Source organism: Azospirillum sp. HJ39, from assembly GCF_041507355.1.
Classification (GTDB): Bacteria; Pseudomonadota; Alphaproteobacteria; order Azospirillales; family Azospirillaceae; genus Azospirillum; species Azospirillum thiophilum.
The window spans coordinates 1,541,400-1,566,428 of sequence record NZ_CP167911.1 but is presented as its reverse complement, the minus strand read 5'-3'; the positions used below and the strand labels follow the sequence as shown (position 1 = coordinate 1,566,428).

At 68.2% G+C, this 25,029-nt stretch carries 18 protein-coding genes; 6 read left to right on the top strand and 12 right to left on the bottom strand.

What is annotated here, in order from left to right; genetic code table 11:
• Nucleotides 1-67 precede the first annotated feature (67 nt).
• Nucleotides 68-793: a hypothetical protein gene (locus tag ABMY26_RS20660; RefSeq protein ID WP_372396542.1), complete on the top strand. Its 726-nt coding sequence runs from the start codon at nt 68-70 to the stop codon at nt 791-793.
• Here ABMY26_RS20660 and ABMY26_RS20655 read toward each other — a convergent pair.
• The 4 genes from ABMY26_RS20655 to ABMY26_RS20640 are packed head-to-tail and all read right to left on the bottom strand — an operon-like array spanning nt 784 to nt 5,139.
• Complete coding sequence (locus ABMY26_RS20655) at nt 784-2,823, bottom strand: tetratricopeptide repeat protein (protein ID WP_372396541.1); 2,040 nt, start codon at nt 2,821-2,823, stop codon at nt 784-786. The two genes, ABMY26_RS20660 and ABMY26_RS20655, sit on opposite strands and share 10 nt — an antisense overlap.
• Nucleotides 2,824-2,831: 8 nt before the next feature.
• A complete protein-coding gene (locus ABMY26_RS20650) occupies nt 2,832-3,200 on the bottom strand; it encodes a YdbL family protein (protein ID WP_372396540.1) in 369 nt (122 codons plus the stop codon).
• Nucleotides 3,197-3,445 carry a YnbE family lipoprotein gene (locus ABMY26_RS20645; RefSeq protein WP_045580149.1) on the bottom strand — a complete coding sequence of 83 codons (249 nt, stop codon included), beginning with the start codon at nt 3,443-3,445 and terminating at the stop codon, nt 3,197-3,199. Before ABMY26_RS20645 ends, ABMY26_RS20650 begins: the two co-directional genes overlap by 4 nt.
• 8 nt (nt 3,446-3,453) lie before the next feature.
• The gene (locus ABMY26_RS20640; RefSeq protein ID WP_372396539.1) at nt 3,454-5,139 is read right to left on the bottom strand and encodes a YdbH domain-containing protein; all 1,686 of its coding nucleotides are present in this window, start codon (nt 5,137-5,139) and stop codon (nt 3,454-3,456) included.
• A 216-nt stretch (nt 5,140-5,355) separates the two neighbouring features.
• Between ABMY26_RS20640 and ABMY26_RS20635 the strand changes: the two genes are divergently transcribed.
• On the top strand, nt 5,356-5,925 hold the full coding sequence (locus ABMY26_RS20635; RefSeq protein WP_045580151.1) for a peptidylprolyl isomerase: 570 nt from the start codon (nt 5,356-5,358) through the stop codon (nt 5,923-5,925).
• An 83-nt stretch (nt 5,926-6,008) separates the two neighbouring features.
• Here the strand turns inward: ABMY26_RS20635 and ABMY26_RS20630 are convergent, their stop codons facing one another.
• Complete coding sequence (locus ABMY26_RS20630; protein ID WP_372396538.1) at nt 6,009-8,759, bottom strand: serine/threonine-protein kinase; 2,751 nt, start codon at nt 8,757-8,759, stop codon at nt 6,009-6,011.
• A gap of 284 nt (nt 8,760-9,043) precedes the next feature.
• Here ABMY26_RS20630 and ABMY26_RS20625 point away from each other — a divergent pair, with 284 nt between their 5' ends.
• Nucleotides 9,044-9,952 (top strand): aldose 1-epimerase, encoded by a 909-nt coding sequence (locus ABMY26_RS20625; protein ID WP_372396537.1) that lies wholly within the window; start codon nt 9,044-9,046, stop codon nt 9,950-9,952.
• A gap of 32 nt (nt 9,953-9,984) precedes the next feature.
• Here the strand turns inward: ABMY26_RS20625 and ABMY26_RS20620 are convergent, their stop codons facing one another.
• Nucleotides 9,985-10,902, bottom strand: a complete 918-nt coding sequence (locus ABMY26_RS20620) for a lysozyme inhibitor LprI family protein (RefSeq protein WP_372396536.1) — start codon at nt 10,900-10,902, stop codon at nt 9,985-9,987.
• A 32-nt stretch (nt 10,903-10,934) separates the two neighbouring features.
• On the bottom strand, nt 10,935-11,846 hold the full coding sequence (locus tag ABMY26_RS20615; protein WP_372399044.1) for a hypothetical protein: 912 nt from the start codon (nt 11,844-11,846) through the stop codon (nt 10,935-10,937).
• Nucleotides 11,847-12,108: 262 nt separating this feature from the next.
• Here ABMY26_RS20615 and ABMY26_RS20610 point away from each other — a divergent pair, with 262 nt between their 5' ends.
• From ABMY26_RS20610 to ABMY26_RS20600, 3 genes are all read left to right on the top strand, one after another.
• On the top strand, nt 12,109-15,462 hold the full coding sequence (locus ABMY26_RS20610; protein WP_372396535.1) for a DUF2126 domain-containing protein: 3,354 nt from the start codon (nt 12,109-12,111) through the stop codon (nt 15,460-15,462).
• A 277-nt stretch (nt 15,463-15,739) separates the two neighbouring features.
• A complete protein-coding gene (locus ABMY26_RS20605; protein WP_372396534.1) occupies nt 15,740-18,295 on the top strand; it encodes a circularly permuted type 2 ATP-grasp protein in 2,556 nt (851 codons plus the stop codon).
• Between the two features lie 4 nt (nt 18,296-18,299).
• Nucleotides 18,300-19,229 carry a transglutaminase N-terminal domain-containing protein gene (locus ABMY26_RS20600; protein WP_372396533.1) on the top strand — a complete coding sequence of 310 codons (930 nt, stop codon included), beginning with the start codon at nt 18,300-18,302 and terminating at the stop codon, nt 19,227-19,229.
• A gap of 6 nt (nt 19,230-19,235) precedes the next feature.
• Here the strand turns inward: ABMY26_RS20600 and ABMY26_RS20595 are convergent, their stop codons facing one another.
• The 5 genes from ABMY26_RS20595 to ABMY26_RS20575 all read right to left on the bottom strand — a co-directional run bounded on the left by ABMY26_RS20595 (nt 19,236) and on the right by ABMY26_RS20575 (nt 24,620).
• The gene (locus ABMY26_RS20595; protein WP_372396532.1) at nt 19,236-19,616 is read right to left on the bottom strand and encodes a response regulator; all 381 of its coding nucleotides are present in this window, start codon (nt 19,614-19,616) and stop codon (nt 19,236-19,238) included.
• A complete protein-coding gene (locus tag ABMY26_RS20590) occupies nt 19,609-21,285 on the bottom strand; it encodes a sensor histidine kinase (protein WP_372396531.1) in 1,677 nt (558 codons plus the stop codon). The genes ABMY26_RS20595 and ABMY26_RS20590 overlap by 8 nt, the downstream gene beginning before the upstream one ends.
• Before the next feature lie 115 nt (nt 21,286-21,400).
• Nucleotides 21,401-23,008 (bottom strand): peptide chain release factor 3, encoded by a 1,608-nt coding sequence (locus tag ABMY26_RS20585; protein ID WP_372396530.1) that lies wholly within the window; start codon nt 23,006-23,008, stop codon nt 21,401-21,403.
• A 150-nt stretch (nt 23,009-23,158) separates the two neighbouring features.
• Nucleotides 23,159-23,401: a phage tail protein gene (locus tag ABMY26_RS20580; protein ID WP_372396529.1), complete on the bottom strand. Its 243-nt coding sequence runs from the start codon at nt 23,399-23,401 to the stop codon at nt 23,159-23,161.
• Between the two features lie 184 nt (nt 23,402-23,585).
• Nucleotides 23,586-24,620 (bottom strand): aspartate-semialdehyde dehydrogenase, encoded by a 1,035-nt coding sequence (locus ABMY26_RS20575; protein ID WP_372396528.1) that lies wholly within the window; start codon nt 24,618-24,620, stop codon nt 23,586-23,588.
• Between the last annotated feature and the right edge of the window lie 409 nt (nt 24,621-25,029).

Here is a 25,029-nt window from a genome sequence, read left to right as displayed (position 1 = left end):
GGTTGCATCCCTGCGCCGTTGCCGTTAGCCATTAACGCCCCGACCTGACAGCCTGCCGCGACGCATCATGACCCTGGGACGTTACGACTACGAAAGACGGTATCGCCGACGGCTGAGGGCCGGCGTCATCAAGTACGGGCTGCTGGCGACGCTCGTGCTCGGCGTCGGGCTCTTCTCCTACCAGATGGGCATCGAGCAGCTGAAGGGCCGCGACGTGACCCTGCGCGAGGAAATCGCGACGCTATCCCGCCAGAAGGCGGAGTTCGAGCTGCTTGCCAGCCAGATGCAGCATGCCGCCCGCACCGCGGAGGCGCGCGTCGCCGAGTTGGAGGGCCGCCTGCAGCGCGAGGTGCCGACCGGCGACCTCGCCAAGCTGGCCCAGCTGGTGGCCGAACGGCTGAAGGGTGGACTGGATGCCAACCGCCTGGCCTTCGTCATTTCCCAGGCCCAGGTTCCGCGCAACTGCCAGCCGACCGATACCAAGCGCTTCACGCTCAGCACCCCGCTGCTGAAGGGCGGTGCCCGCGGCGTGACCTTCGGCAACGGCACCATCACCGTGTCGGGCGAGGGCCAGTCGGCCCACAATACCCAAGGCAACGCCGAAAGCTGGTTCGATCCGGGCCAGCCGGTGACGATCCGCATCACCGGCATCGGCGGCAAGGGCACCACGGTCAGCGGCGTGCTGCCGCTGCATCAGTCACTGGTGGTCGACAACAGCGAATACCGCTTCAGCATCGCCGCTTCGCAGCGCTCCTTCGTCGAGGTCACGGCAGACCGCTGCGCCTATCCCTGACTTGCACCATTCCGTGCGGACACCGCGAAGCCGCGCGGCGGTGCTCCCGCCGCATGGATGTCCCACATGGTGGCATAGGCCGTCTCGATGGAGCGGGCGAAGCGGTCGGTGTCGAACGGCGGGGCGGTGAGGCGTCCGTTCTCCAGCCGCCGTTTCAGCGCCGACAATTCCGCCGGTGCAGTGGCGAGACGGTGTGCGGCCGCTTCGTAGGCACCCCAATCCGCCACCGCCAGCTCGGGCAGCCCGACCGCATGCAGCAGGCTGGCGGCGACCCGTCCGGCGAAGGAACGTCCGAGCACGCTCAGCACCGGCAATCCGGCCCACAGCGCGTCGCTGGCGGTGGTGTGGGCGCCGACTGGGCCTGAATCCAGGAACAGATCGGCCAAGCGGTGCCGTGCCAGATGCGCCGGCCCAGGCAGGCGCGGGGCGAAGACCAGCCGGTCGGGTGCGATCCCGTTCCCCGCCGCGGCGCCCCGCAGGTTGATCGCAACCTCCGGCGCTCCCTCCAGCAGCCACAGCACCGATCCAGGCACCCGGTCCAGCAGGCGGCACCAGCGGCCGAACAGGGCGGGCCCAATCTTGTACGAGGCATTGAAGGCGCAGAAGACCACGCCCTCCTCCGGCAGGCCGCAGGATGCGCGGCTCGGCACCGGTCCGATGACGCGCTTGCGGTCGTTGGGCTGGTAGCTGTCGGGCAGATGGACGATGCGCTCGCTGTAGAAAGGCTGATGACCGACGGGGGCGACCACCGGGTCGGCGATGACATAGTCGATGGCCGGGCTGCCGAGCGTTCCCGGATAGCCGAGCCACTGCGCCTGCACCGGTGCCGGGCGGTAAGCGGCGATGCCGGGGCGGGCGTTCTGGGTGTGCCCCTTCAGGTCGACCAGGATGTCGATGCCGGCCCCGTGGATCGCACGGGCGGCGGGCTCGTCGGGCAGGGCCGACAGGTCGAGGAAGCGGTCGAAACCGGCGATGAGCCGCGCCCGCAACGGCCCGCCGTCATCGGGGCCGGTCGAGCAGCCGACGATCTCCAACCGGTCGCGGTCGTGCCGCTCGACCAGTTCGGCGATCAGCACCGCGGTTGCGTGCTCATGGAAGTCGGCGGAGAGATAGCCGATGCGCAGTCTTGGACCGCGGCTGCGGCGTTGCGGAAAGGCCGGCCGGATGCCGCCGGTCTTCCAGGCGGCATAGCGCTCGGCGCAGGTCCGCTCCAACTCCGGCCCGGCACCCTCGCCCAGGAAGATCCAGGGATGCGCCTGCCGTGTCCGCCCCTCGCGCACCAGGGCGACGAGCCGGTCGGACAGCGGCCCCAACCCGTCCCAGCGGCAGAGATGCCGGCGCTGCTGCACCAGTTGGGCAAGCACGCCGCCGGGGTCGGGCAGACCGATGCGCAACGCACGCTCGAAACCGGCGATGCCGCCGGCGCCGTCTTCCGGCGGTCCACCCTGCTGCGCCCGCTCCTTCAGGGCCAAGGCGAGATTGGCCTGCCCCTCGGCCAGATCGGGGCGCAGACACAGGCAGGCACGGAAACCGGCGACTGCGCGCTCCAGGTCGCCGCGGTCGCGGTACAGCGCGGCCAGCGCCAGCCGGGCGGGCACCAATGTCGGATCGAGGCCGAGCGACCGGCGCAGCGGCACCTCCGCCTCGTCCAGGCGGCCGAGGTCGCGCAGCAGGACGCCCTGGTTGCAGGCGGCGGGGGCGAAGCCGGGCATCAGGCGGGCTGCTTCGCCATAGGCGTCCGCAGCCTCCGCCAAGCGGCCTAGCGCCTGCAGTGTGACGCCCCAATTGTAATGGTTGCCGCCGAATCCCGGCAGCCAGGCCAGTGCAATGCGGTGATGCGCCTCCGCCTCCGCCAGCCGGCCCTGGCGGCGCAGCGCCTCGCCGAGGTTGGAGCGGGCCACTGCTTCCTCCGGCGTGCCGGCCTGCCCTGCCCGGTCGAGCGCGTCGAACAGTGCTGACAGCAGCGATCCGTCGCCCGGCCTTCCGGCCAGACGACGGCGCAGGTCGGCGATGCCGGACCCTTCGGTCACCTGCCCGGTCACTTCCGTTGCCACTGGCCCGCAGCGGTCATCACGAACTGGCCGGCAGGCGTGCGCTCGATCAACTGCTGCCCGGCGACGGCCTGGACCTTGTCGAGTGCGGTGCCGTTGCCCTGGGCGATCTCCCGGTAGCGGGCGAGCCGCTGGGCGTTGACCTGCCCCGCCAGCGCCTGTGCCGTGGCGGGAGCGCCGGGGACGGCACCGACCAGCCCATCGGGACGCTCGCCGATCTGGCCGGCGGCCTTGGCGGTGGCCAGCGCGTCCTGGGCCAGCGCCAGCGGCGGCAGGGCCGACGCCAGCAATCCGGCGGCAAGGATGGACAGGGTCAGCCGGGTGAAGCGGCGGCGGGTCATGAGATGGCTGGTCATGGCTTTTTCCCCTTCGCAGAGGAGGGCGCGGAATCGGTGGGAAGGCCGAACAGGGCGGGATCGTTGCGGATGGCGTCGTCCACGTCGCGTTCCAGCTTGACCCGCACCTCCTGCTCGATACGGACGTTCAGGTTGATCTCGATGGGCTTGTCGGGCGCTTCGATCTTCACCGTGGGGGAGCAGGCTGCCGCGGCCGGGATCAGCAGCGCGGCGAGCAGGCGCAAGGATAGGGGAATGGTCACCATGGTGGCGGTCAGGGGTCCTTCTGGTCGAAGCCGGTCATGCGGTCCCGTACGGTCTCGGGAATCCGGTAGACGTCGAGGTTCTGGCGCAGAATCCGGTCGAGCGCACCCGACAGCTTAAGGTTAAGCGCAACCGGATAGCCATCGTAGAATGATGGGTTGGCACCGCGCAGCGACAGGCCGGCGCTGAGTTCACCGCCGGCCTCCCCGTCGATGGTGATGCGCAGGGTCTCATACCGGAAGTCGGTCAGCGCCCCCATCAGCATGGCGGTCGGGCTGCCCTCCTCCCCCTTCATCGCGGCCGGCGGGTTGGCGGGGTCGTAGCGCAGGGTGCCCGGAGCGGTGGATTTCAGCACGCCGCCATCCAGCGTCACGCGGTCGCCGGCGAAGACCACCGGCAGGGTGCCGGAGAGTGTGCCGCTGGCCTCCAGCCCGTCGACGGCGATCAACTCCAGCAGCCGGGCGGCGTCGATGCCGTCGGCATGCAGGGTGACGGCGCCCTTGGGCTTGTCGGGTGCCAGTTTGAACGGATCGGCGCGCAGCGTGCCGCCGGCCCAGCGCCATTGCGCCCGGTCGACATCCAGCCGTCCGTCGCGCCCATAGCCGAACAGCAGGGTGCCGTCGGTCAGCGGGATGCCGACGTCGAGCAGGCCGATCGCCAGCTTCTGGCCGGGCGGGATCACAGGCGGCGACAGGCTCGACAGCGCCACCGTGCCGCCCACCCCGGCGACGGTCACCGGGCCGGCATTGCCGGCCAGATCCTTGAGCACCGCCTGCCCGCCGGTCGTCATGCCCTTGGCGCTCCAGGCAACCGTCGCCATGCCGGACAGGGTGCCAGACGCCTTCTGAAACAGCCCGGCGGCGAGCGGCGAGACGGCGGCGAGGCCGGGGCCGTTCGGAGCGAGCCGGATCGGCCGGGTCACCGCCTCCAGCGAGCCGGCGCCGGCGGCCTGATCGTGGCGGCCGGTCAGGGTGACGGCGAGGATGCCATGCGCATCCCTGGCGGTGCCATCGATCGTCCAGGGCTCTTCCCCCGTCTGCGCGGCGCGCAGGGTGACGGCCAGCGGCACGACGGGCGCCGGCTTTGCGGTGTTGGTGAGCTTGGCGACGGTAGCGTCCAGGCTGCGCACGCCTTCCACCTGTCCCAGCCGTAGAACCACCTGTTCGGCCCGCAGGGTGACGGCAGGCGCGTCGAGCCGCGGTGCCGTGACCTCCATGGCAAGGCCGAGGGCAGCCGGCTCCGCGGTGGCGGGCGACCAGCGCAGCAGCGGCGCAGCAGGGACGGCGCACAGGCTTCCCCCCGCCGGCAGGACGAGCGGCTGGCCGCTGACGGTCAGGCGTTCGGCGGTGACGGAGAGGCAGCCGTCGGGGGTGGCCGTCGCCGTTCCGCCGTCCGGTGCCACGACGAGCGCGCCGGACAGTGCGACGCGTCCCGCCATCGGCAGGTCCAGTGCCGCGGCGGCTGCCTCCAGCGGGCCGCTGTCGACGGCGACCTCCAGGCGCAGGCCGCGCCAATCGTCCGCAAGCCGCAGGCCGGTGACCTGGACGGCGGCCCCGGCAAATCCGGCCTCCCGCATCGCCTCGGTGGCGAGGCCGCCGAGCAGGGCCGGGCCGGCCAGGATCGCGCCGCCGATGGCGGCGAGGCCCAGCGTCACCGTGGCTGCCGCCGTTCCCGCCAATGCCCGTCCCAGCCTCACCGGAGTCCCCTTCCCCGTTTTGCCGACCCGCTCCCGGCCTTATCCCCAACACATGGCATGTCCCAATGCCATGTCCATGCCGGAAAGAACACCCCGGCCGGGCGTTTTCGTCCGTGACCTTTGGTGGAACGCCAACCCTCGCCAGCGCGGCTTTGCATTCCCCCGCTTTTCCCCTATGGTCCGCTGCGCGGATTTCAGTTCATCGGAGTGTTTCGCATGAAGCGGTGGACCCGCGCATTGATGGCGGCCCTGTTCGCCACGATTTTCACTGTCTCGTTCTTTACAGTCTCGCAAGGGGAGGCGAAGGCCTTGGATCCGGAAAACACCATTTACCTCGACCTCAAGGACGGTCGCGTGGTGATCGAACTGCGGCCCGACCTGGCGCCGAACCACGTCGCCCGCATCAAGGAACTGACCCGCCAGGGCTTCTATGACGGCGTCGTCTTCCACCGCGTCATCGACGGCTTCATGGCCCAGACCGGCGACCCGACCGGCACCGGCATGGGCGGCTCCGGCAAGAAGCTGAAGGCCGAGTTCTCCAGCGCGCCGCATATCCGCGGCACCCTGTCGATGGCCCGTGCCCAGGATCCGGACAGCGCCGACAGCCAGTTCTTCATCTGCTTCGCCCCCTCCTCCTTCCTGGACCGCCAGTACACCGTCTGGGGCCGCGTGGTCGAGGGCATGGAGTTCGTCGACATGATCAAGAAGGGCAACCAGGGCCGCAACGGTCAGGTCACCGACCCGGACAAGATCGTCAAGATGCAGGTCGCGGCCGACGCGAAGTAATTTCGCCGTCGATACCGATCGTGGAGGGGGACCGGTACGCCGGTCCCCTTTTTTCATGCCCGGGCGCCGGCACTGGACACCGGTCAGCCGCCGGTCAAACCTGCGGTCATTCCGCGCAGCAGGTCGCGCATCGATTGCGGCCGATCCTGCCAGCGCATGGCGAGCCCAGCCATCAGCGCCTTTTCGAAACCGGACGGCAACGTCACACCGAGCTCGGCCGGCCGCGGCACCTTGTCGTTCATGAAGCGGGCGGTGGCGTCGGGCGGGGTGCGGCCGGTCAGCGCCAGATAGAGGGTGGCGCACAACGCGTAGACGTCCGACCAGGGCCCTTGCCGACCCTCGTTCGAATATTGCTCCGGCGGGGCATAGCCCGGCTTCAGGATGACGGTCAGGCCGGCGTCCGTCCGCGCCGATTGCCGGGCCGCGCCGAAATCCAGCAGCTTGCGGTCGCCGGCATTGGTCAGGAAGATGTTGTCAGGGCTGATGTCGCGGTGGATCAGCCCCTGGTCGTGGATGGCCTGCAGCGCCTTGGCGATCGGCGTCACCACCGACAGCGCCCGCTTCACATCGATCCGGCCGCCGCAGTCGGCCAGATACTTCTTCATGGTGCGGCCTTCCAGCAGTTCCATGACCAGATAAGCGGTGCCGTTCTCCTCGAAGAAGTCCTGGACACCAACGATCTCGCGGATGTCGCGCAGGCGGGCCAGGGTCCGCGCCTCTTCCAGGAACTTTGCCAGCCCGGCGGCGAAGGTCTCGCCATGCTCGTCGGAAAAGGGCGAGACGGCGGCAGCGTTGGGAAGGCGGGAGATCAGGTTGGCCGGATAATATTCCTTGATTGCCACCTTTACCCGCAGCCGGTCGTCCCAGCCCAGATAGGTGGCACCGAAGCCGCCTTGGCCCAGCATCCGCCCGGCCTTGTAGCGGCCGTGCAGCAGCGTTCCAGGCGCCAGATGCACGCCAGGGCGATTGTCGGACTTGGCTGGGTATCCGCATTCGACACAGGGACCGGCGGAGGGGCCGGTAGAGGAACCGGGTGAGTGCCTGCGGGCAAAACAGCTGGGGCAAGACTCGGCCCCGGCCGACACCGCAGGCGCCGCGGATTGGGCGGTCGGCGAGGCCGCGGCTGATGCCGCAGGCGTGGTCACCATGACCGTCTCGACCTGCCGCTGCATCCGGGCAGGCGCGGATTGGGCCGGTGCCATCCGGACCGGCCCCTTTGCCGCTGGATTGGCGGCGATCGGATGGGCGACCGTATCGGCGCTGCGCGGACCGGGCGGTATGGTCTGCGCGGCGGGAATCGAGCCCGGCGGCGGCGAAGCCGCGGTGGCGACCCGGCGCAGGCGGTCCAGCAGCTCCAGCAGCCGGCGGACCTCCGCCTGGGCGACATCGCTGTCTGGCTGGGCCAGCTCCGCCTGGAACTGGGGCTGGCGGACGATCTCCAGGATGTGCTGGCGCATCAGAGGCAGCGCCCCATCCTCCCGGACCAGGCCCGAGCAGGCGAATTCGGCCAGACGGATGGTGCGGCGGCGCAGCACCGGCTCCACCTGCTTCAGGCGGGCGGCGAGCTGTCCGGTCTTCACATACTCGTCGACGGCGCGTTCGGCGCGGGTGGCTATGCGCTCGCAGGCATCGGCCGGTAGCGGGGCGGAGCGGATGGCCGCCATCGCGTCGGCGAAGGAGCGCTCCAGCAGGGCCGTGTCAGGCGTCTGCACCAGCATGTTCTCGATCAGCAGCTCGTTTCCGGCGGCAGCCTCCAGCGAGGCGACGACCTCGTCGGCATGGCGCTCCCCGGCCGGCACGGCGGCGATGCGGGTCAGGTAATGGATGCGGCAGATCAGGTCCGGCTGGCCTTCGCTGAGCCCGACGATGGATCGGCGATAGGCGCTGGCTCCGCCCTGCTCCAGCCGGCGCGAATAGCGCACGGTCAGTGCGTCGGCCATCGCCGCTCCGCCGATCAGCCCGTCGCGGGTCAGCAGATGGCCGGTCAGGGTCTTCAGCAGCTCCCCTTCCTGGTCGAAGGCGCCGCGTCCCAGCGGCTGGGGTGCCTTCAACTGCCGGCGGATACGGTCCAGAACCGCGGCACGCGCCTGGGGCAGCTTGCCCTGGCGGAACAGGGCGTTCAGCACGCCGACGCGGTTCGGTCCCATCGCCTCCATGCCGATGCGGCCGAACAGCAGGTCGCACAGCATGGTCAGCAGGGTGCCGGGCATCAGGTTGCCGCCGAACAGCTCGGCCCCCGCTGCGGACGAGGCCAGGATGTCCCCGATCACCCCGTCGGCGGCCGCAGCCAGCCGGGAGTCGCGGTCCCACTGGTGCAGTTCCAGCAGGCGGTCGAGCTTGCCGCTCCAGCTCTTGATTTCCACCAGTTCCAGGCTCAACGCCACCCGCAGGTCATAATCGGCGTCACCGGTCGGCGTCTTGGTCCCCTGCGTCAGCAGCCAGTCGACCGGCGTCCGTCCGCGCGGCATCGAGGCGAAGGCGATCTGCGCCGCCCGGGCCCGAGCCCAGCTTTCGTCCACTGCGGCGCGGATCGCCTTGCGGCGGGCCTGCTGTTCCTGTCCCGGCATGCGGGCCTGGACCGTCGCGACCTTGGCGATGGCGTTTTCCGCCAGCTGTCCCTGATCGAGGCAGGTCTTCAACGGCTTCGCGAGATGGATCAGTTCGGTGGGGGTGAGGAACAGCGGGTCCAGGTGAGGCCGCAGGACCACGCCGATCACCAGCCGCGCCGGCAAGGCATGGTAATCGGCCAGGTCGCCGCACAGGTCCGCCTCGTCGACGACGCCGACCGAAGGGGGCGGTGTCGGCACCGCGCGGCTGAGCAGGGGACTGGACACTCCAAGCCTTTCCTAGCGACGATCCAGGCGGATGATCCGGCCCGCAACCGGTGAAACAAGTCGGCCGGAACGGTGTTGTCCGGTGCGACCGCAACCGCCCGGCAAGCTTCCGAAGGCCTCACCGCCGCATGATCGCCCGGCGACGGTAAAGGACGAATGTACGATACCCACATTTTTCGTCAAAGACACACCAACTGTGTCAGCCTTGTGCAGCAAGCGGCGGCCGTTCCCTTCGGTCTTCGCATGTGCGATAAAACCAGTGACGCCGACGATGGGAGAGACGCATGATCCGGACCGCCACCATCATCGCGTTGCGGCACGGGCCGATGACGCTTACCGCGGCCCCGCATTGCGGCGGTTCGCTGGCGAGTTGGAGCCTGTCGACCGCCGATGGTCCGGTCGAGCTGTTCCGCCACGCTTCCGACCGCGCATTGGCCGGCGATTTCGCTCCGGACATGGCCTGTTTCCCGCTGGTCCCCTTCTCCAACCGCATCGGTGGCGGCCGGTTCACGTTCCAGGGACGGGACATCGTCCTCACTCCCGATCCAGGATCGCCGCACCGCATCCACGGCCATGGCTGGGCAACTCCCTGGACCGTGGAGGCCATTGCCGACGACGCCCTGCGCATGGGATTCGCCCATCGGGCAACCGAGCGGAGCGGCGACTGGCCCTGGAGCTACCGGGCAGCGCAGACGGTGGCGCTGGATGGCGACGGGCTGACGGTCAGGCTGGATCTCACCAACGACTCGGACAGCGACATGCCGTCCGGACTCGGCCTGCACCCCTATTTCGTCAAGCCGCCGGGCAGCCGGGTGACCGCCGACGTCCGCGCCGTCTGGGACAATGACGACACCATCCTGCCCCGGCAGCGCCGCCCGCTCCCGCCGGCCTGGCATTTCCGTCATGGCGTGGTGATGGACGATGTGGCGCTCGACAACGGTTTCACCGGCTGGAACGGGACGGCGATCCTCGACCGCCCCCGGGAACGCTTGCGCCTGACCATGCTGGCCGACGGCCCGTTCAGCCATCTGATCGTCTATGCCCCGCCGGGCGAGCCTTACCTGTGCCTGGAGCCGGTGACCCACATGACCGACGCACTGAACCGCACCGACGAGCCGGACGCCGGGGTCATTGCCCTGCCGCCGGGCGAACGGCTGTCGGTGACGGTGCGTTTCCTGGTGTCGCGACTCTAGAAAGCGATCTGTTCAATCGGAATAGCTCGATCCTAGCGGCAGCGCAGGAACTCGGCCGCGAAGGTCGCGGGCGGTGCCATGCGCAGCACCAGACGGTCGAACCGCACCGAATCGGCGGGCAGCAGGCGCAGCGTCGCCAGCGGCCGGACGGCGCCGTCCGCCGCGGACCGGTCCGCCGCCGGCAGCAAGGCCATCTCCTGGGTCGGGTCGGCATCGGCCGCCAGGGTGCCTTCCAGCGGGAACTGCGGCAGCCGGGTGTCGACCGCATGGAGGCTGCGGTCGGCCGAGATCTCCAGATAGGAACCGCGGCAATCGTCGATGGCGGTGCGGTCATTCGGATCGGCCTTGGCCCAGCGGCCGGCCAGCGCCGACAGGGTGACCGTCCGGTTGACCGGCGCCACGCGCGGCGGCTGCGCGGCGAACCGGGGGGCGGCGGCCCCGGAGACCGCCAGGGGCAGGTCGGCCACCGGGCGGGAGCGGGCCTGCCGCTCCGCCGCAAGCGCCGTGGTGCGCTGGCGGGTGACGCGCAGCAGGCAGTCGGTGCGCAGTTTGGCGGTCTTGGTTTCGGCGAGGTCGGATGCCGTGACCGGGCAGACCTCGTCCCGGCGGGCGCGCCAAACCGTCTGCCCGGCGTCGATGGCGGCCCGGCCGCTGTCGTCGGTGGTGTCGCCCAGCGCCTTCAGTGCGGCGTCCATCTCCGCCGTTGCGGCGGCGAGCCCTGCATCTCGGCATAGCAGCTGCGCCGACGGCGTTTCGGCGGCCTCGCAACCGGGCGTCGGCGCATCGGATGCGGGCGCATCGGCTGGATTCTGGGCTGGATTCTGGGCCGGGCTCTCGGTCGGGCTCGGGGCCGGTGCCTCGGCTGGCGCCGCAAGGACCGGAGCGGCGGCCAGAATCGCGAGCAGGGAGCCTGCGGCCAGCAGGCCGCTCACCAGGGACAGGGCACGCATCGGATCGGGAACCTTGGATGGGAAGCGGGACATCACGAGGCGGGGAAGGCATCCAGGACGGATTTGACCTGACGCTGGAAATCCTGGTCGGTGCGATAGCGCGTCACGACCGTCTTGTCACGTTCCACGAAGAAGAACAGGTCGTCGCGTCTGGGCATCGACCGCGGATTGGGTTTTTCCAACAGCTCTCCGTTCCAATCCACGCGCGCCATGAAATAGACCGCCCGGGCGAACAGCATGAACAGCTTGTTGTCGGGCGCCAGCTTCTCCCGCCGCAACAGTGCGAAGTAGTAATAATTTCGGCCGTGGAAATAAGCGGTGTAGATGGCCTGGAGCGCCGCGAACCGCTCGTCCGGATTGTTGACCTTCTTGATCTGCTTTTCCATGCGGAATCCAGCGAAGAAATATTCCCGCGCCTCGTTCTCGAAGGAGAAGGGGCTGCCCTTCACCAGCGCTATCTGTTCGCCATAGCGCTTCAGTGCGCGGGTCATCAGCAATTCCAGGAACCGGCGCTCCACCGCCAGCGTATCGGGAATCTGCGGCAGTAACTCGAACACATGGCGCAGGTGATAGGGGTGGCGCACGACGATGATCGGCACGGACAATTTGCGATTCTTCGCCGGTGCCCGTTTTCCCGTCACCAGCGTCACCGCCGGCGACAACGAGGCCATGGTCGCCTGGATGGTGTCGTGGAGTTTCCAGCGCAGCCGGATTTCCGCCGTCTGGCTTCCCAGATTCAGCCGGGCGAAGAAGCGCCGCATGCGGCTGCCGAACGTCTCCTTCGGCAGCTTGTGGGTCGGCAGGTTGGGGACGACCAGCGGGTTGCCGAGGATGTCGTCCGGCGGAGGCAATGGCTTGAAATTGAAGTATTTCCCGGTGACGACGCCGCGCCCGGCACCGCCCATCCCGGCGTCGCCGCCCGACATGCGCATGTCGCCTTTCATGGAAGACACGGCCGATGACATCATCCGGACGCCGACCCCTGCCGCAGCCCCTGCCCTGTTCGCTCAGGATATAAAGGGTAACACGAACGGAAGAAAGCCGCAGCGCGCGTCCAGCGAAACTTCGTGACTTTTTCGCAACTGCGGTAGGGCCGGGGTCCGGGCGCCCTGTCGGGGCGGGTTTTTCGGTGATACCGTTGCATCGGCGACCCCGGAGCGAACCGGGGCGCGATCATCATCGAACAGGCATGAGGCGGGGTTTTCCATGGCGATCCACGTCGCGCTGAACCACAAGACGATCTATCGCTACGACCGGCTGGTTTCCCTCGGGCCGCAGATCATCCGGCTGCGCCCGGCTCCCCATTGCCGGACGCCGATCCTCAGCTATTCCCTGAAGGTCACGCCGAAGCAGCATTTCCTGAACTGGCAGCAGGACCCGCAGTCCAACTTCCAGGCCCGCTTCGTCTTCCCCGAGAAGACGCGCGAGTTCATCATTGAAGTCGATCTGGTCGCCGAAATCGCAGCGATCAACCCCTTCGACTTCTTCCTGGAGGAGAAGGCGAACCACATCCCCTTCGCCTACGACGATTGGCTGCAGCGCGAACTGCGCCCCTATCTGGAAACGGAGGAGCCGGGCCCGGAACTCGCCGCCTATCTCCAGGACATCCCGCGGGAGAAGACCCCGACCATCGATTTCCTGGTCGCGGTGAACCAGCGGGTGCAGCAGGACATCGGCTACGTCATCCGCATGGAACCGGGCATCCAGACCTGTGCGGAGACCTTGACCAAGCGCACCGGCTCCTGCCGCGATTCGGCGTGGCTGCTGGTACAGGTCCTGCGCAATCTGGGTCTGGCCGCGCGATTCGTCTCGGGCTACCTGATCCAGCTCACCGCCGACCAGAAGGCGCTGGACGGCCCGTCGGGGCCGGAAAGCGACTTCACCGACCTGCATGCCTGGACGGAGGTGTTCCTGCCCGGCGCCGGCTGGGTCGGGCTCGACCCCACCTCCGGCCTGCTGGCGGGCGAGGGGCACATCCCGCTGGCCTGCACGCCCGACGCCTCCTCCGCCGCCCCGATCTCCGGCATGGTCGACGAGGCCGAGGTCGAATTCGGGCACGAGATGTCGGTCACCCGCATCTACGAGGCGCCGCGCGTCACCAAGCCCTACAGCCAGCAGCAATGGGCGGCCATCGAGGCGCTCGGCCATCGTGTCGACGAGGATCTGAAGGCCGGCGACGTCCGCCTGACCATGGGCGGCGAGCCGACCTTCGTCTCCATCGACGACATGGACGGGGATGAATGGAACACCACGGCGCTGGGACCGCAGAAGCGGAAGATGGCCGCCGACCTGATCCACCGGCTGATGGCGCGCTTCGCACCCGGCGGGCTTCTGCATTTCGGCCAGGGCAAATGGTATCCCGGCGAATCGCTGCCGCGCTGGGCGATGACGGTCTACTGGCGCCGCGACGGCGAAGCGCTGTGGGCCAACAGCGACCTGCTGGCGCGCGAGGACACCGATTACGGCCACACCGCCCAGGACGCCGGCGTCTTTCTGGTGGCTTTGGCCAAGCGGCTTGGCCTCGACCCCAGCCTGGTGCTCGGCGCCTATGAGGATCCCTGGCATTACCTGCGCAAGGAATCGCAGCTTCCGGTCAACGTCGATCCGCTGAACAGCAAGCTGGAGGACAAGGAGGAGCGCGAGCGGCTGACCCGTATCTTCACCCGCGGGCTGGCCGAGCCGGTGGGCTTCGCCCTGCCGATCAACCGCCGCATGACCCAGCAGGGACCGGTCTGGCTGTCCAGCACCTGGCCGCTGCGCCAGGAGAGGCTGCTGCTGATCCCCGGCGACAGTCCGGTCGGCTACCGTCTTCCCATCGGGTCGCTGCCCTGGGTGTCGAAGGCCGACTATCCCTATGCCTGGGAGACCGACCCGTTCGAGGATCGCGGTCCGCTGCCGCCGCACCCGGTCCAGCGCCGGCAGGAGATCCGCGGCGCCGTGCAGGAATCCGACCGCGGCGTCCACACCGACAAGCGGATCGCCCAGCGCCAGCGCATCATGGCCGAGATCCGAGACGAGATGCCCGAGGAGGGCAAGTCGGCGTGGTGGGTGGTGCGCACCGCCCTGACCTGCGAGGCGCGCAATGGCCGCCTCCATCTGTTCATGCCGCCGATGAGCACGCTTGAGGATTATCTGGCGATGCTGGCCGAGATCGAGGCGACGGCGGTCGAGTTGGAAATGCCGGTGGTCATCGAAGGCTATCAGCCGCCGAAGGATCCGCGCCTGAACTCGCTGGCCGTCACCCCGGATCCGGGGGTGATCGAGGTCAACATCCACCCGGCCGCCAGTTGGGACGATCTGGTGCGCAACACCATCACGCTGTACGAGGACGCGCGCCAGTCCCGCCTGGGGGCCGAGAAGTTCATGATCGACGGCCGCCATTGCGGCACCGGCGGCGGCAACCATGTGGTGATGGGGGGCGCCACCGCCGCCGACAGCCCCTTCCTGCGTCGGCCCGACCTGCTGCGCAGCCTGATCACCTATTGGCAGAATCACCCTGCCCTGTCCTATGTCTTCTCCGGCCTGTTCATCGGACCGACCAGCCAGGCCCCGCGCGTGGACGAGGCACGCGACGACCAGCTCTACGAGCTGGAGATCGCCTTCAACCAGATCGACCAGGCGGCGGCGACCGGCAATTGCCCGCCTTGGCTGGTCGACCGGGTGCTGCGCAACCTGCTGGTCGACGTGCAGGGCAATACCCACCGGGCGGAGTTCTGCATCGACAAGCTCTATTCGCCGGACAGCTCGACCGGCCGGCTGGGGCTGGTCGAGTTCCGCGCCTTCGAGATGCCGCCCCACGCCGAGATGAGCCTGACCCAGCAGCTGCTGATGCGGGCGCTGGTCGCGCGCTTCTGGAAGCACCCCTACAAGGGCCGGCTGGTGCGCTGGGGCACCGACCTGCACGACCGCTTCATGCTGCCGCACTTCGTCCAGCAGGACATGGCCGACGTGCTGCAGGATCTGCGCGACCACGGCTATCCGCTGGAGGACAGCTGGTTCGCGCCGCACCTCAACTTCCGCTTCCCGATCTACGGTCACGTCAACCAGCGCGGCATCACCATGGAGCTGCGCATGGCGCTGGAGCCCTGGCATGTGCTTGGCGAGGAGCCGGGCGGCGGCGGGACGGTGCGCTATGTCGACAGCTCGGTCGAGCGGGTCCAGGTCCGCGTCACCGGCCTGACCGACGCCCGCCACGTCATCACCTGCAAGGGCCGGCGGGTGCCGCTGATCCCGACGGGAATCGAGGGCGAATTCGTCGGGGCGGTGCGCTACCGCGCCTGGCAGCCGCCGTCCTGCCTGCATCCGACCATCCCGGTCCATACCCCGCTGATCTTCGACATCGTCGACAGCTGGGCCGGCCGGTCGATCGGCGGCTGCACCTATCACGTCATGCATCCGGGCGGCCGCAACTACGACACCTTCCCGGTCAACGCCAACGAGGCGGAAGGCCGGCGGCTCGCCCGCTTCTTCCCCTTCGGCCACACCCCCGGCCCGATGGAGGTGCCGGCAGAGGAACGGAACCCGCAATTCCCGATGACCCTCGACCTGCGGCGCGGCTGAAGACCACAAAACCGCACACTCCGCACCGCGGTTCCGGAGCGTCATCCTGGATGGCGCTCCGGCTTTCCTTGCCGCCGGACGCTCCGGACCGTTCGTATTCCCAACGCCATAGGCATGGAATCTTTCCACTTTCGGATGGGTTCGCCAGCCACCGGCCTTGCATCGCCGGGCCTGGGCGTTCAGACTGTTGCTCCCTTCATAGGCAAAAAGCATCAGTCAGACCTTGTCCCAGCCCGATCAGCCTTTCCGTCCGCCGGCCTCCACGTCCCTTTCGGGAATGCCGCCGGTTCCCTTCACCCAGGGGTCGCTGTTTGGCGAGGCCGACGCCATCGGCTACGGTTCCGGCCAGGTCTATGACGAGATGGTGAACGGCCAGGGGCGGCTTCGGCCGCACTGGCAGACCTTCATGAGCACGCTCGGCCCGCTCGAATCCGGGCAGATGGCGGAACGCTGGGAGGAGGCACGGCGCCTGTTGCACCAGAACGGCGTCACCTACAACATCTACGGCGACCCCAACGGGATGGAGCGGCCATGGCCGCTCGACATGATGCCGCTTCTGCTACCCGCCCATGAGTGGAAGGCCATTGAATCGGGGCTGATCCAGCGGGCGTCGCTGCTGAACGCGATCCTTACCGACCTCTACGGTCCGCAGACCTTGACCCGTTACGGCCGGCTGCCGCCGTCGGTCATCCATGCCGACCCCGGTTTCCGCCGCGCGGTCCATGGCATCCGCGTTCCCAACGACATGCATCTGCATTTCTACGCTGCCGACCTCGCCCGCGCGCCGGACGGGCGCTGGTGGGTGTTGTCCGACCGAACCCAGGCGCCCAGCGGCAGCGGCTATGCGCTGGAAAACCGCGCGGTGATCGCCAAGGTGCTGCCCGACAGCTTCCGCCACTGCCAGGTTGAGCGGCTGACCGGCTTTTTCGACACATTCAAGGAAACCCTGCTGTCGATCGCGCTGCGGGCCGCCGGCAGCGGCGGCACCCCGCGCGTCGTGCTGCTGACCCCCGGACCCTACAACGAGACCTATTTCGAGCACGTCTATCTCGCCCGCTATCTCGGCATCACGCTGGTGGAGGGGGCCGACCTGACGGTGCGCGACCGGCAGGTGTTCCTGAAGACGCTGTCCGGGCTGGAGCGGGTGGACGTCGTCCTGCGCCGGCTCGATGCCGATTTCGCCGACCCGCTGGAACTGCGCGCCGACAGTTCGCTCGGCGTCGCCGGGCTGATCGAGGCGGTGCGCGCCGGCAATGTGGTGATGGCGAACGCGCTGGGCTCCGGCCTGATGGAATCGATGGCGATGAAATCGTCGCTTCCGACTCTGTGCCGCCATCTGCTGGGCGAGGAGCTGCGGCTGCCCGGAGTCGCCAGCTGGTGGTGCGGCAACGACGCGGAGCGGGCCTACGTCATCGACCATCTCGACGGGCTGGTGATCAAGCCGGCCTTCCCGTCCCTGTCCTTCGAGCCGATCTTCGGCGCCCAGCTGTCGGCCGGCGAGCGGTCGACCCTGATCGACCGGATCAAGCGCCGGCCCTGGTATTTCGTGGCCCAGGAACAGATGGCGCTGTCCACCGCCCCGGTCTGGCAGGACGGCCGGCTGCAGCCGCGCCCGCTGGTGCTGCGCGTCTTCCTCTGCGCCACCCCCAGCGGCGGCTATGCGGTGATGCCCGGCGGCCTGACCCGCGTGTCGAGCGAATCGGGGCGTCTGGTGGTGTCGATGCAGAGCGGCGGCGGCAGCAAGGACACCTGGATCCTGGCGGCGCGGCGCGCCGACGTGGCCTCCACCCAGCCGCGCCCGGCGCTGGCGACCGAGCCGACCGCCAGCGGCCTGCGCCTGTCCGCCAACGATCTGCCCAGCCGTGTCGCCGACGGCCTCTATTGGCTCGGCCGCTATGCCGAACGGGCGGAGGGCGTGCTGCGCCTGTTGCGCGCGACGCAGAGCCGCCTGATCGACAGCAACATGCCGGGCGCCACGGCGCAGCTCCGTCCGCTCCTCGACCTGCTCTTTTCTCAGGGCATGATCCCGGCGGAGATGGCGCGGATCACCGAGAGCGGTGCCAACCGCGGTCTGCGCGAGGCCCTGCACGCTGCGGTCGTCGACCCCGACCATCCCAACAGCCTGCGGGCCCAGGTCCTGCGCCTGCACCGCATCGCCTATTCGGTGCGCGACCGCCTGTCGATGGACATGTGGCGCGTGGTGTCGGCGATCGACCGCCAGTCCCAGCCTCCCAAGGGGCGGATGGATGCGGCGGCACTGCTGCTGCGGCTCGACGACGTGATGATCACGCTCGCCGCCTTCTCCGGCATGGAGCAGGAGAGCATGACCCGCGGAGCCGGCTGGCGCTTTCTCGACATCGGCCGGCGCGTCGAGCGGGCGCTGCACATGGTAGGGCTGATGCGGGGGGTGCGCGTCGCCGACCTGGACCGCCAGGAGGAGCCGGTGCAGGCGGCAACCCTGTCCGTCCTGCTGGAACTGGGCGAGAGCGTCATGACCTACCGCGCCCGCCACCTGACCAGCGTGCAACGCACCACGGTGCTCAACCTGCTGCTGGGCGAGGAGGCCAACCCGCGCGCGCTGGCCTTCCAACTGGCGGTGCTCGACCGGCACATGCGGGCGCTGCCCAACCAGGGCGTCGGCACCGGGACGGATCCGACCGGCGGAGCGCTCGCCATCGTCGCCGCCGCACGCAACAGCCTGGAGCGGAGCGAGGCGATGGCCTCCAGCGAGGCCCTGCGTTCGCTGCTCGACAATCTGGCGATGTCGCTGCCGGACGTTTCCAACTTCCTGGCCCATGCCTATTTCAGCCATGCCTTCGCACGATCGGCCTGACCCGATGACACCCCCCGCCCCCGGCAATGCCAATTCCGCAAACGGCTCCGCCACGCGCTACCGCGTGCGCCACGCCACCGCCTACGACTATGGCGAGGATGTGCCGATCTCCCACCATCTGCTGCATCTGGCCTTGCGGCCGCACCCGCGCCAGCGCATCCGGCGCAGCATGCTGACCATCGAACCGGTACCGGCGGTGCGGTCGGACCGCGTGGATTATTTCGGCAACACCGTCACCTATGTCGCGGTGCAGGAGCCGCACCGCAACTTCTCCGTCATCGCCGAAAGCGAGGTCGATGTGTTCGATCCGCCGGCATTGGCGCCGGATTCCTCCCCGGCGTGGGAGCATGTGCGCGACAGCCTGCGCGGCCTGACTGGGCCGGATGACGGGGCGGAGATCACCCAGTACTGCTTCGACAGCGCGCTGGTCGTCTCCAGCCCGGATCTGCTGGACTATGCCCGCATCAGCTTCACCCCCGGCCGGCCGGCGGTGGCGGCGGCCGTTGACCTGATGAACCGGATCAACCAGGATTTCGCCTTCGACCCCGCCGCGACGACCGTCGCGACGCCGCTGGCCGAGGTGATGCGCAATCGCCGCGGCGTCTGCCAGGACTTCGCCCACATCGCCGCCGGCTGCGTCCGCGCCATCGGGTTGCCGGCACGCTATGTATCGGGCTATCTGCGGACACTGCCGCCCCCCGGCCGTCCGCGTCTGGTCGGGGCCGACGTCAGCCATGCCTGGGCGTCGGTCTGGTGCGGGCCCGACGGATGGCTGGACATCTGCCCGACAAATGCCTGTGTCGCCAACCGCGATTTCATCACCGTCGCGTGGGGCCGCGATTACGACGATGTCAGCCCGGCGCGGGGCGTCCTGGTGGGCGGCGCCGGCCATGGCCTGACCGTCAGCGTCGACGTCGAACCGATGGAAGAGTAAGGCCGGTCACCCTTCCTGCGGCAGGCCCAGCATACGATGCAGCGTGTTGCAGATTGTGCGCGGATTGACCGGCTTGCTCAGGATTTCCAGCGGCTTCCAACGCTCGTGGGTCAGGTCGCTGTCCTGGGTCAGAAAGCCGGTCATCACCACCACCGGCAGCGTCGCGTCCCGTTCGCGGATTTCCTTGATCAGCGCATGGCCGTCCATCCGCGGCATGCGCAGGTCGGTCACCAGCGCATGCACCCGGTCCCGTGTGTAATGTTCCAGCGCTTCCAGCCCGTTGGCGGCGACGGTGACGCGGAACCCCTTGAAGGACAGGAAATCCTCCAGCGCCATCGCGGCCAGAACCTCGTCCTCCGCGACCAGGATGTGGAATGGGTCAGGCATGCGACAACTCCCGGTCGGATGAGGACACTGGCAGGCTCGGCAGGGTGATGGTGAAGCGGGCGCCGCAGCGTCCGCCGTCCAGTTCGACGTTGCGGGCATCGATGCGGCCGCCCATGCCGTCGATGATGCCGTAACCGATGGACAGGCCGAGGCCGGAGCCCTTTCCGACCTCCTTGGTCGTGAAGAAGGGGTCGAAGATCCGGGGCAGCACCGTCGGATCGATGCCGCCGCCGTCGTCGGTCACCTGGATGACCGTGTTGTGTCCGTCACGATCATTGTCCACCGCCACCATGATGCATCCTGCCCTGCCCTCTGCCGCGCGGCATGCGTTGATCGCATCCCGAGCATTCGACAAAAGGTTGAGTATGACCTGCTCCAATTCAAGGGGGCGGCCACTCACCGGCCGGTCGGCTGACGTGGCATTTTCAACCACCTCTATGTTTTCCAACGCGTACTGGTGACGCACCAGTTCCACCGCGCTGCGCACACAATGGGCGGGATGGAAGATCTGGGTTCCGCCGCCGTCCCGCCGTCCGAAGGTGCGGACATGGTCGATCAGCTTGGCCATGCGCTCGGTCTGGTCGATCACCAGCGTCAGCGCCCGTTCGGTTCTGACGGGATCGAACGTGGTCTCACGCAGCCGGGCCAGCGTGTTCTCCGTCCACAGGCGGATGACGTTCAACGGCTGGCTCATCTCATGGGCCATTCCGGCGGCCAGGGTGCCCAGCGTCGCCAGCTTGGAGGTCTGCACCATTTCCTCCTGCAGCCGCTTGCGCTCGGTCACATCACGACCGCTGCCCAAAAGCTGGGCCACCCGGCCGGCGGCGTCCCTCACCGGAACGAGCATGGTGTGGAACACGCGTTGGCCTACCGGCAGCGACAGCACCTCCTCATAGTCGACGCTTTCGCCGCTGTCCCGGCATTGCGCATAGCGGGGGAGCACACTGTCCGCGACTTCCGGCGACAGTGCATCCTCCACCCGCCTTCCGCGCAGCGTCTCCGGATCCAGGCCCGTTGCCCGCGCCAGTGCCGGATTGATCGCCTGATAGGCGAAACCGCCGTCGGGCAGCACCTCGACGATGAACAGCGCTTCTGCCAGATTGTTGAAGAAGCCTGAGTAGCGCTGCTCCATCTGCCGGCGGATGGCGATCTCATGCTCCAGCGCAGCGTTGCTGCGCTCCAGCTGCGCCGGGCTGGGCAAGGCCAGGAGGCGTGGCATCAGCCACCACAGCGTCGCCGCGGTGGCCAGCGATACGACCGCGGTGATCAGTTTCACCGCTCCTTCCAGCACGTAATCCGCCTCCCACAGCGTCCAGATCGAGAGGAAATGGGTGCTGCCGCAAGCGATGATGAACAGGGCGAACAGAATCGCGACCCAGCCGAAGGCCACGTCACGACGACGATAGACGAAATAGAGCAGCGCCAGGGGAATCGAAAAGTAGGACAAGCCGATCAGCGCGTCGGATCCGACATGAAGCGCCAGCAGATCGGGACGCCAGAGCAGGCAGACGCCATGCGGCACGAAGCCGCCGGTATCCAGGAGTTCATCCAATCCCACGGCCATCTCCGCCCCTTGTCCGAACCCACCCGACCATTCGAGGTCGCTGATTGAGTGTCGAAACTGTTTCGCGCGCCAGCACACGTTCTTCCACCGGATTGACGGCGTCAAGCCGTCAATCCGTAGAGGGTCCAACCATGCCGAGCTGCTATCTGGAAGGGTGCCCGCCCACGGTATCGGCGGGCGGGCGGGCGGCCGATCTGACAGCCGCTTCTCAGTCAGGTCGTCAAGCCGCGGTGTGGACCTTGCGGTTCTGCTCGCGGGTCTTCAGGAAGCGCAGGGCGGGAAAATCCTCCTGCGCGCGGTTCAGGTGCCAGGCGTTGCGGGCCAGGAACACCAGGGCGCCGTCATGGTCCTCCGCCAGCGCGGAGCGGTTGAGCTCGATGAACTTCTCCAACTGGACCTTGTCGTCGGTCTCGATCCAGCGGGCTGCGTCGAGACCGGCCCCTTCGAAGCGGGCGGCGATGCCGTATTCCGCCTCGATGCGCGAGGCCAGGACCTCGAACTGCAGCTGGCCGACCACGCCGACCACCCAGTCGGCGCCGGTCAGCGGCTTGAACACCTGGGAGGCGCCCTCTTCTGCGAAATGCTCCAGCGCCTTGCGCAGGTGCTTCACCCGCATCGGATCGTCCGGGCGGACGCGCTGCAGCAGTTCCGGCGCGAAGCTGGGCACGCCAGTGAAGCGCAGATCCTCGCCCTCGGTCAGCGTATCGCCGATGCGCAAGGACCCGTGGTTCGGGATGCCCATGATGTCGCCGGGCCACGCCTCTTCCGCCACCTCGCGGTCGCGGGCGAGGAACAGCACGGCGTTGTTCACCGCCATCAGCTTGCCCGAGCGGATGTGCTTCAGCTTGGCGCCGCGCTTGTAGCGGCCGGAACACAGGCGTACGAAGGCGATGCGGTCGCGGTGATTCGGGTCCATGTTGGCCTGGACCTTGAACACGAAGCCGGTGACCTTGTCCTCGTCCGGCTGGACGGTGCGCGGATCGGCCGGCTGCGGACGCGGGGGCGGAGCGTTCTCCGCCAGACCGGACAGCAGCTCGCGCACGCCGAAATTGTTGATGGCGGAGCCGAAATAGATCGGCGTCAGGTGCCCGGCTCGGTAGGATTCCAGATCGAAGGCCGGCATCAGGCCGCGCGCCATCTCGACCTCCTCGCGCAGCTTGGCGACGGCATGGGCCGGCAGCAGTTCGTCCAGCTTGGGGTCGTCCAGTCCGTTGCACTCGATGCCCGCGTCGATCTCGTCGCCCTTGCTGCGGTCCATCAGGATCAGCCGGTCGCGGATCAGATCGTAGCAGCCCAGGAAGTCGCGGCCCATGCCGATCGGCCAGCTCGCCGGGGTGACCTCCAGCGCCAGCGCGCTTTCGATCTCCGAGATCAGGTCGAAGGGATCGCGCGCTTCGCGGTCCATCTTGTTGCAGAAGGTCATGATCGGCACGTCGCGCAGACGGCAGACCTCGAACAGTTTCAGCGTCTGCGCCTCGATGCCCTTGGCGCCGTCGATCACCATCACCGCACTGTCCACTGCGGTCAGCGTGCGGTAGGTGTCCTCCGAGAAGTCCTCGTGGCCTGGCGTGTCGAGCAGGTTGAAGGTGCGCCCGTCGAAATCGAAGGTCATGACGGAGGCAGTGACGGAGATGCCGCGCTCGCGCTCCACCTTCATCCAATCCGACTTGGCACGCCGCTGTTCGCCACGCGCCTTGACGGCGCCGGCCATCTGGATGGCGCCGCCGAACAGCAGCAGCTTTTCGGTGAGCGTGGTCTTACCGGCGTCGGGGTGCGCGATGATGGCAAAGGTCCGACGGCGGGAGACGGCATCCTGAAGTTCGGACATGCACGAAGTCCCGTGACAAGAGAAGGTGATCCTACGAACGGCGAAAGGGGCCGGCAGGCGAAAAACGCCCACCGGCCCCCGTCGATTAGATAGCAGCAGCGCCGGGCGGATTCCAGAGCGTTCCGCCAGCCCGGTCCCGGCGCGGGTCCGTCAGGGCCGCTGCGGATAGGTGCCGTCGTTGCAGATGACGTAGTGAAGGCTTGGCAGCGGCTCCTTCCCCTTCAGGTTCGGCAGGGCGAAGGTCGTATGGCCGTCGCCGCCATATTGCGGGCCAATCAGGGAATAGAGCGCTTCGTACTGCGCGATTGGGAGGATGCTGCCGTCGCAGGGCAGAAAGCCCACGGGGACGAAGCTGCAGCCAACCAAAACGATGTCGCTGATCAGGTAATCCATCATCGCCTCGTGTCTGGATGCGACGGCGACGGGGGCACTGGTCGAGCCGAGCCGTGCCGCCAGAAGCACTGTCGGGCGTATAATGAAACGCGCAATGGAATTTCCGCAACTGGGAAATCAATACCACTGTATTCTCATATGGGGATTCTGCGGGACGGAGATCCGTCCCGCAGAGCTCAACCGATCAGAGAGCCAGCTCGGCGATCTGCACCGCGTTCAGGGCGGCGCCCTTCAGCAGCTGGTCGCCGCAGACGAACAGGTCCAGGCCATGGTCGCCGAACACGAGGTTGGTGCGGATACGGCCGACCTCGACATCATACTGGCCGGTGGCGTTCAGCGGCATCGGGTAGGCGCCGTTGGCCGGATCGTCCACCAGCTTCACGCCGGCAGCATCGGCCAGCACCGCGCGGGCGGCGTCGGGCGTGACCGGCTGGATGGTCTCCAGCGTGATCGCCTCGGAATGGGCGCGGTAGGTCGGGATGCGGACGGCGGTGCAGCTGAGCAGAAGATCGGGAACCTCCATGATCTTCCGCGTCTCCCACGTCACCTTCATCTCCTCCTTCGTGTAGCCGTTCTCCTGGAAGGCATCGATCTGGGGGATCAGGTTGAAGGGGATCGGGTGGCGGAACACGCTGTTGGTGACCGGCTTGCCGTCCAGCTGGTTGCGGGTCTGCTCCTCCAGCTCGGCCATTCCCTCGGCACCGGCGCCGCTGGTGGCCTGATAGGTGGAGACGATGGCGCGCTTGATGCCGAAGGCCTTGTGCAGGGGCCCGAGCGCCACGACGGCGATGGCGGTGGTGCAGTTCGGGTTGGCGATCAGGCGGGAACCGGCGGCGTACGCTTCGCGGAAGACGTGGGCGTTGATCTCCGGCACGATCAGCGGGATGTCGGCGTCGTAGCGGAATGCGGAGCTGTTGTCGATCACCAGCGCTCCGGCCGACGCCAGATCCTTGGCATGCGCCTTGGCGAAGTCGCCCGACACCGCCAGCAGGACCACGTCATAGCCCTTGACGGCATCGGCGTCGAACGCCTTCAGGGTCAGGGCACCATAGGGGGTTTCCTGCACCTTGCCGGCCGAACGCTCGGAGGCGAACAGGCCCAGCTCGGCGACCGGGAAGTTGCGGTCGTGCAGGACCTTGACCATCTCGCGGCCGACGGCACCGGTGGCGCCGACCACGGCGACGCGGCGGGGGGAAACGGAGGCGGTGTTGCTGCTCATGTCGGGGTTCCGTCCTGTCTATCGCACTGTTGATCGGACCGGCCTATCGGTCGTTCGGACAGCGGACCCCGGATACGACGAGGCCCCGTCCGATGTCCGGCGGGGCCTGCCTCGTGGAAGAAACGCTGGTCGATCCGATCAGCACGCACCACGACGCTTCCCGCCGAAGCGAGTCGCTTTTTTCGTCGTAGTGATGGTGATGGCCTTGCGGTTCATACAGGTTGTCATAGCCCATTGGAGGGGGCTTGTAAAGCGCTGGGTATGGTTCGGCCGCAGCGCCACTTGCCCCCTCCCCGACCCTCCCCCGCTGCGCGGGAGAGGGTGCCTTACGGTAAAGCGGCGGCAGTCCCCTCCACCGCCAAAGGCGGGGGAGGGTTAGGGAGGGGGCAAGATCTCAGCACCCAATCCC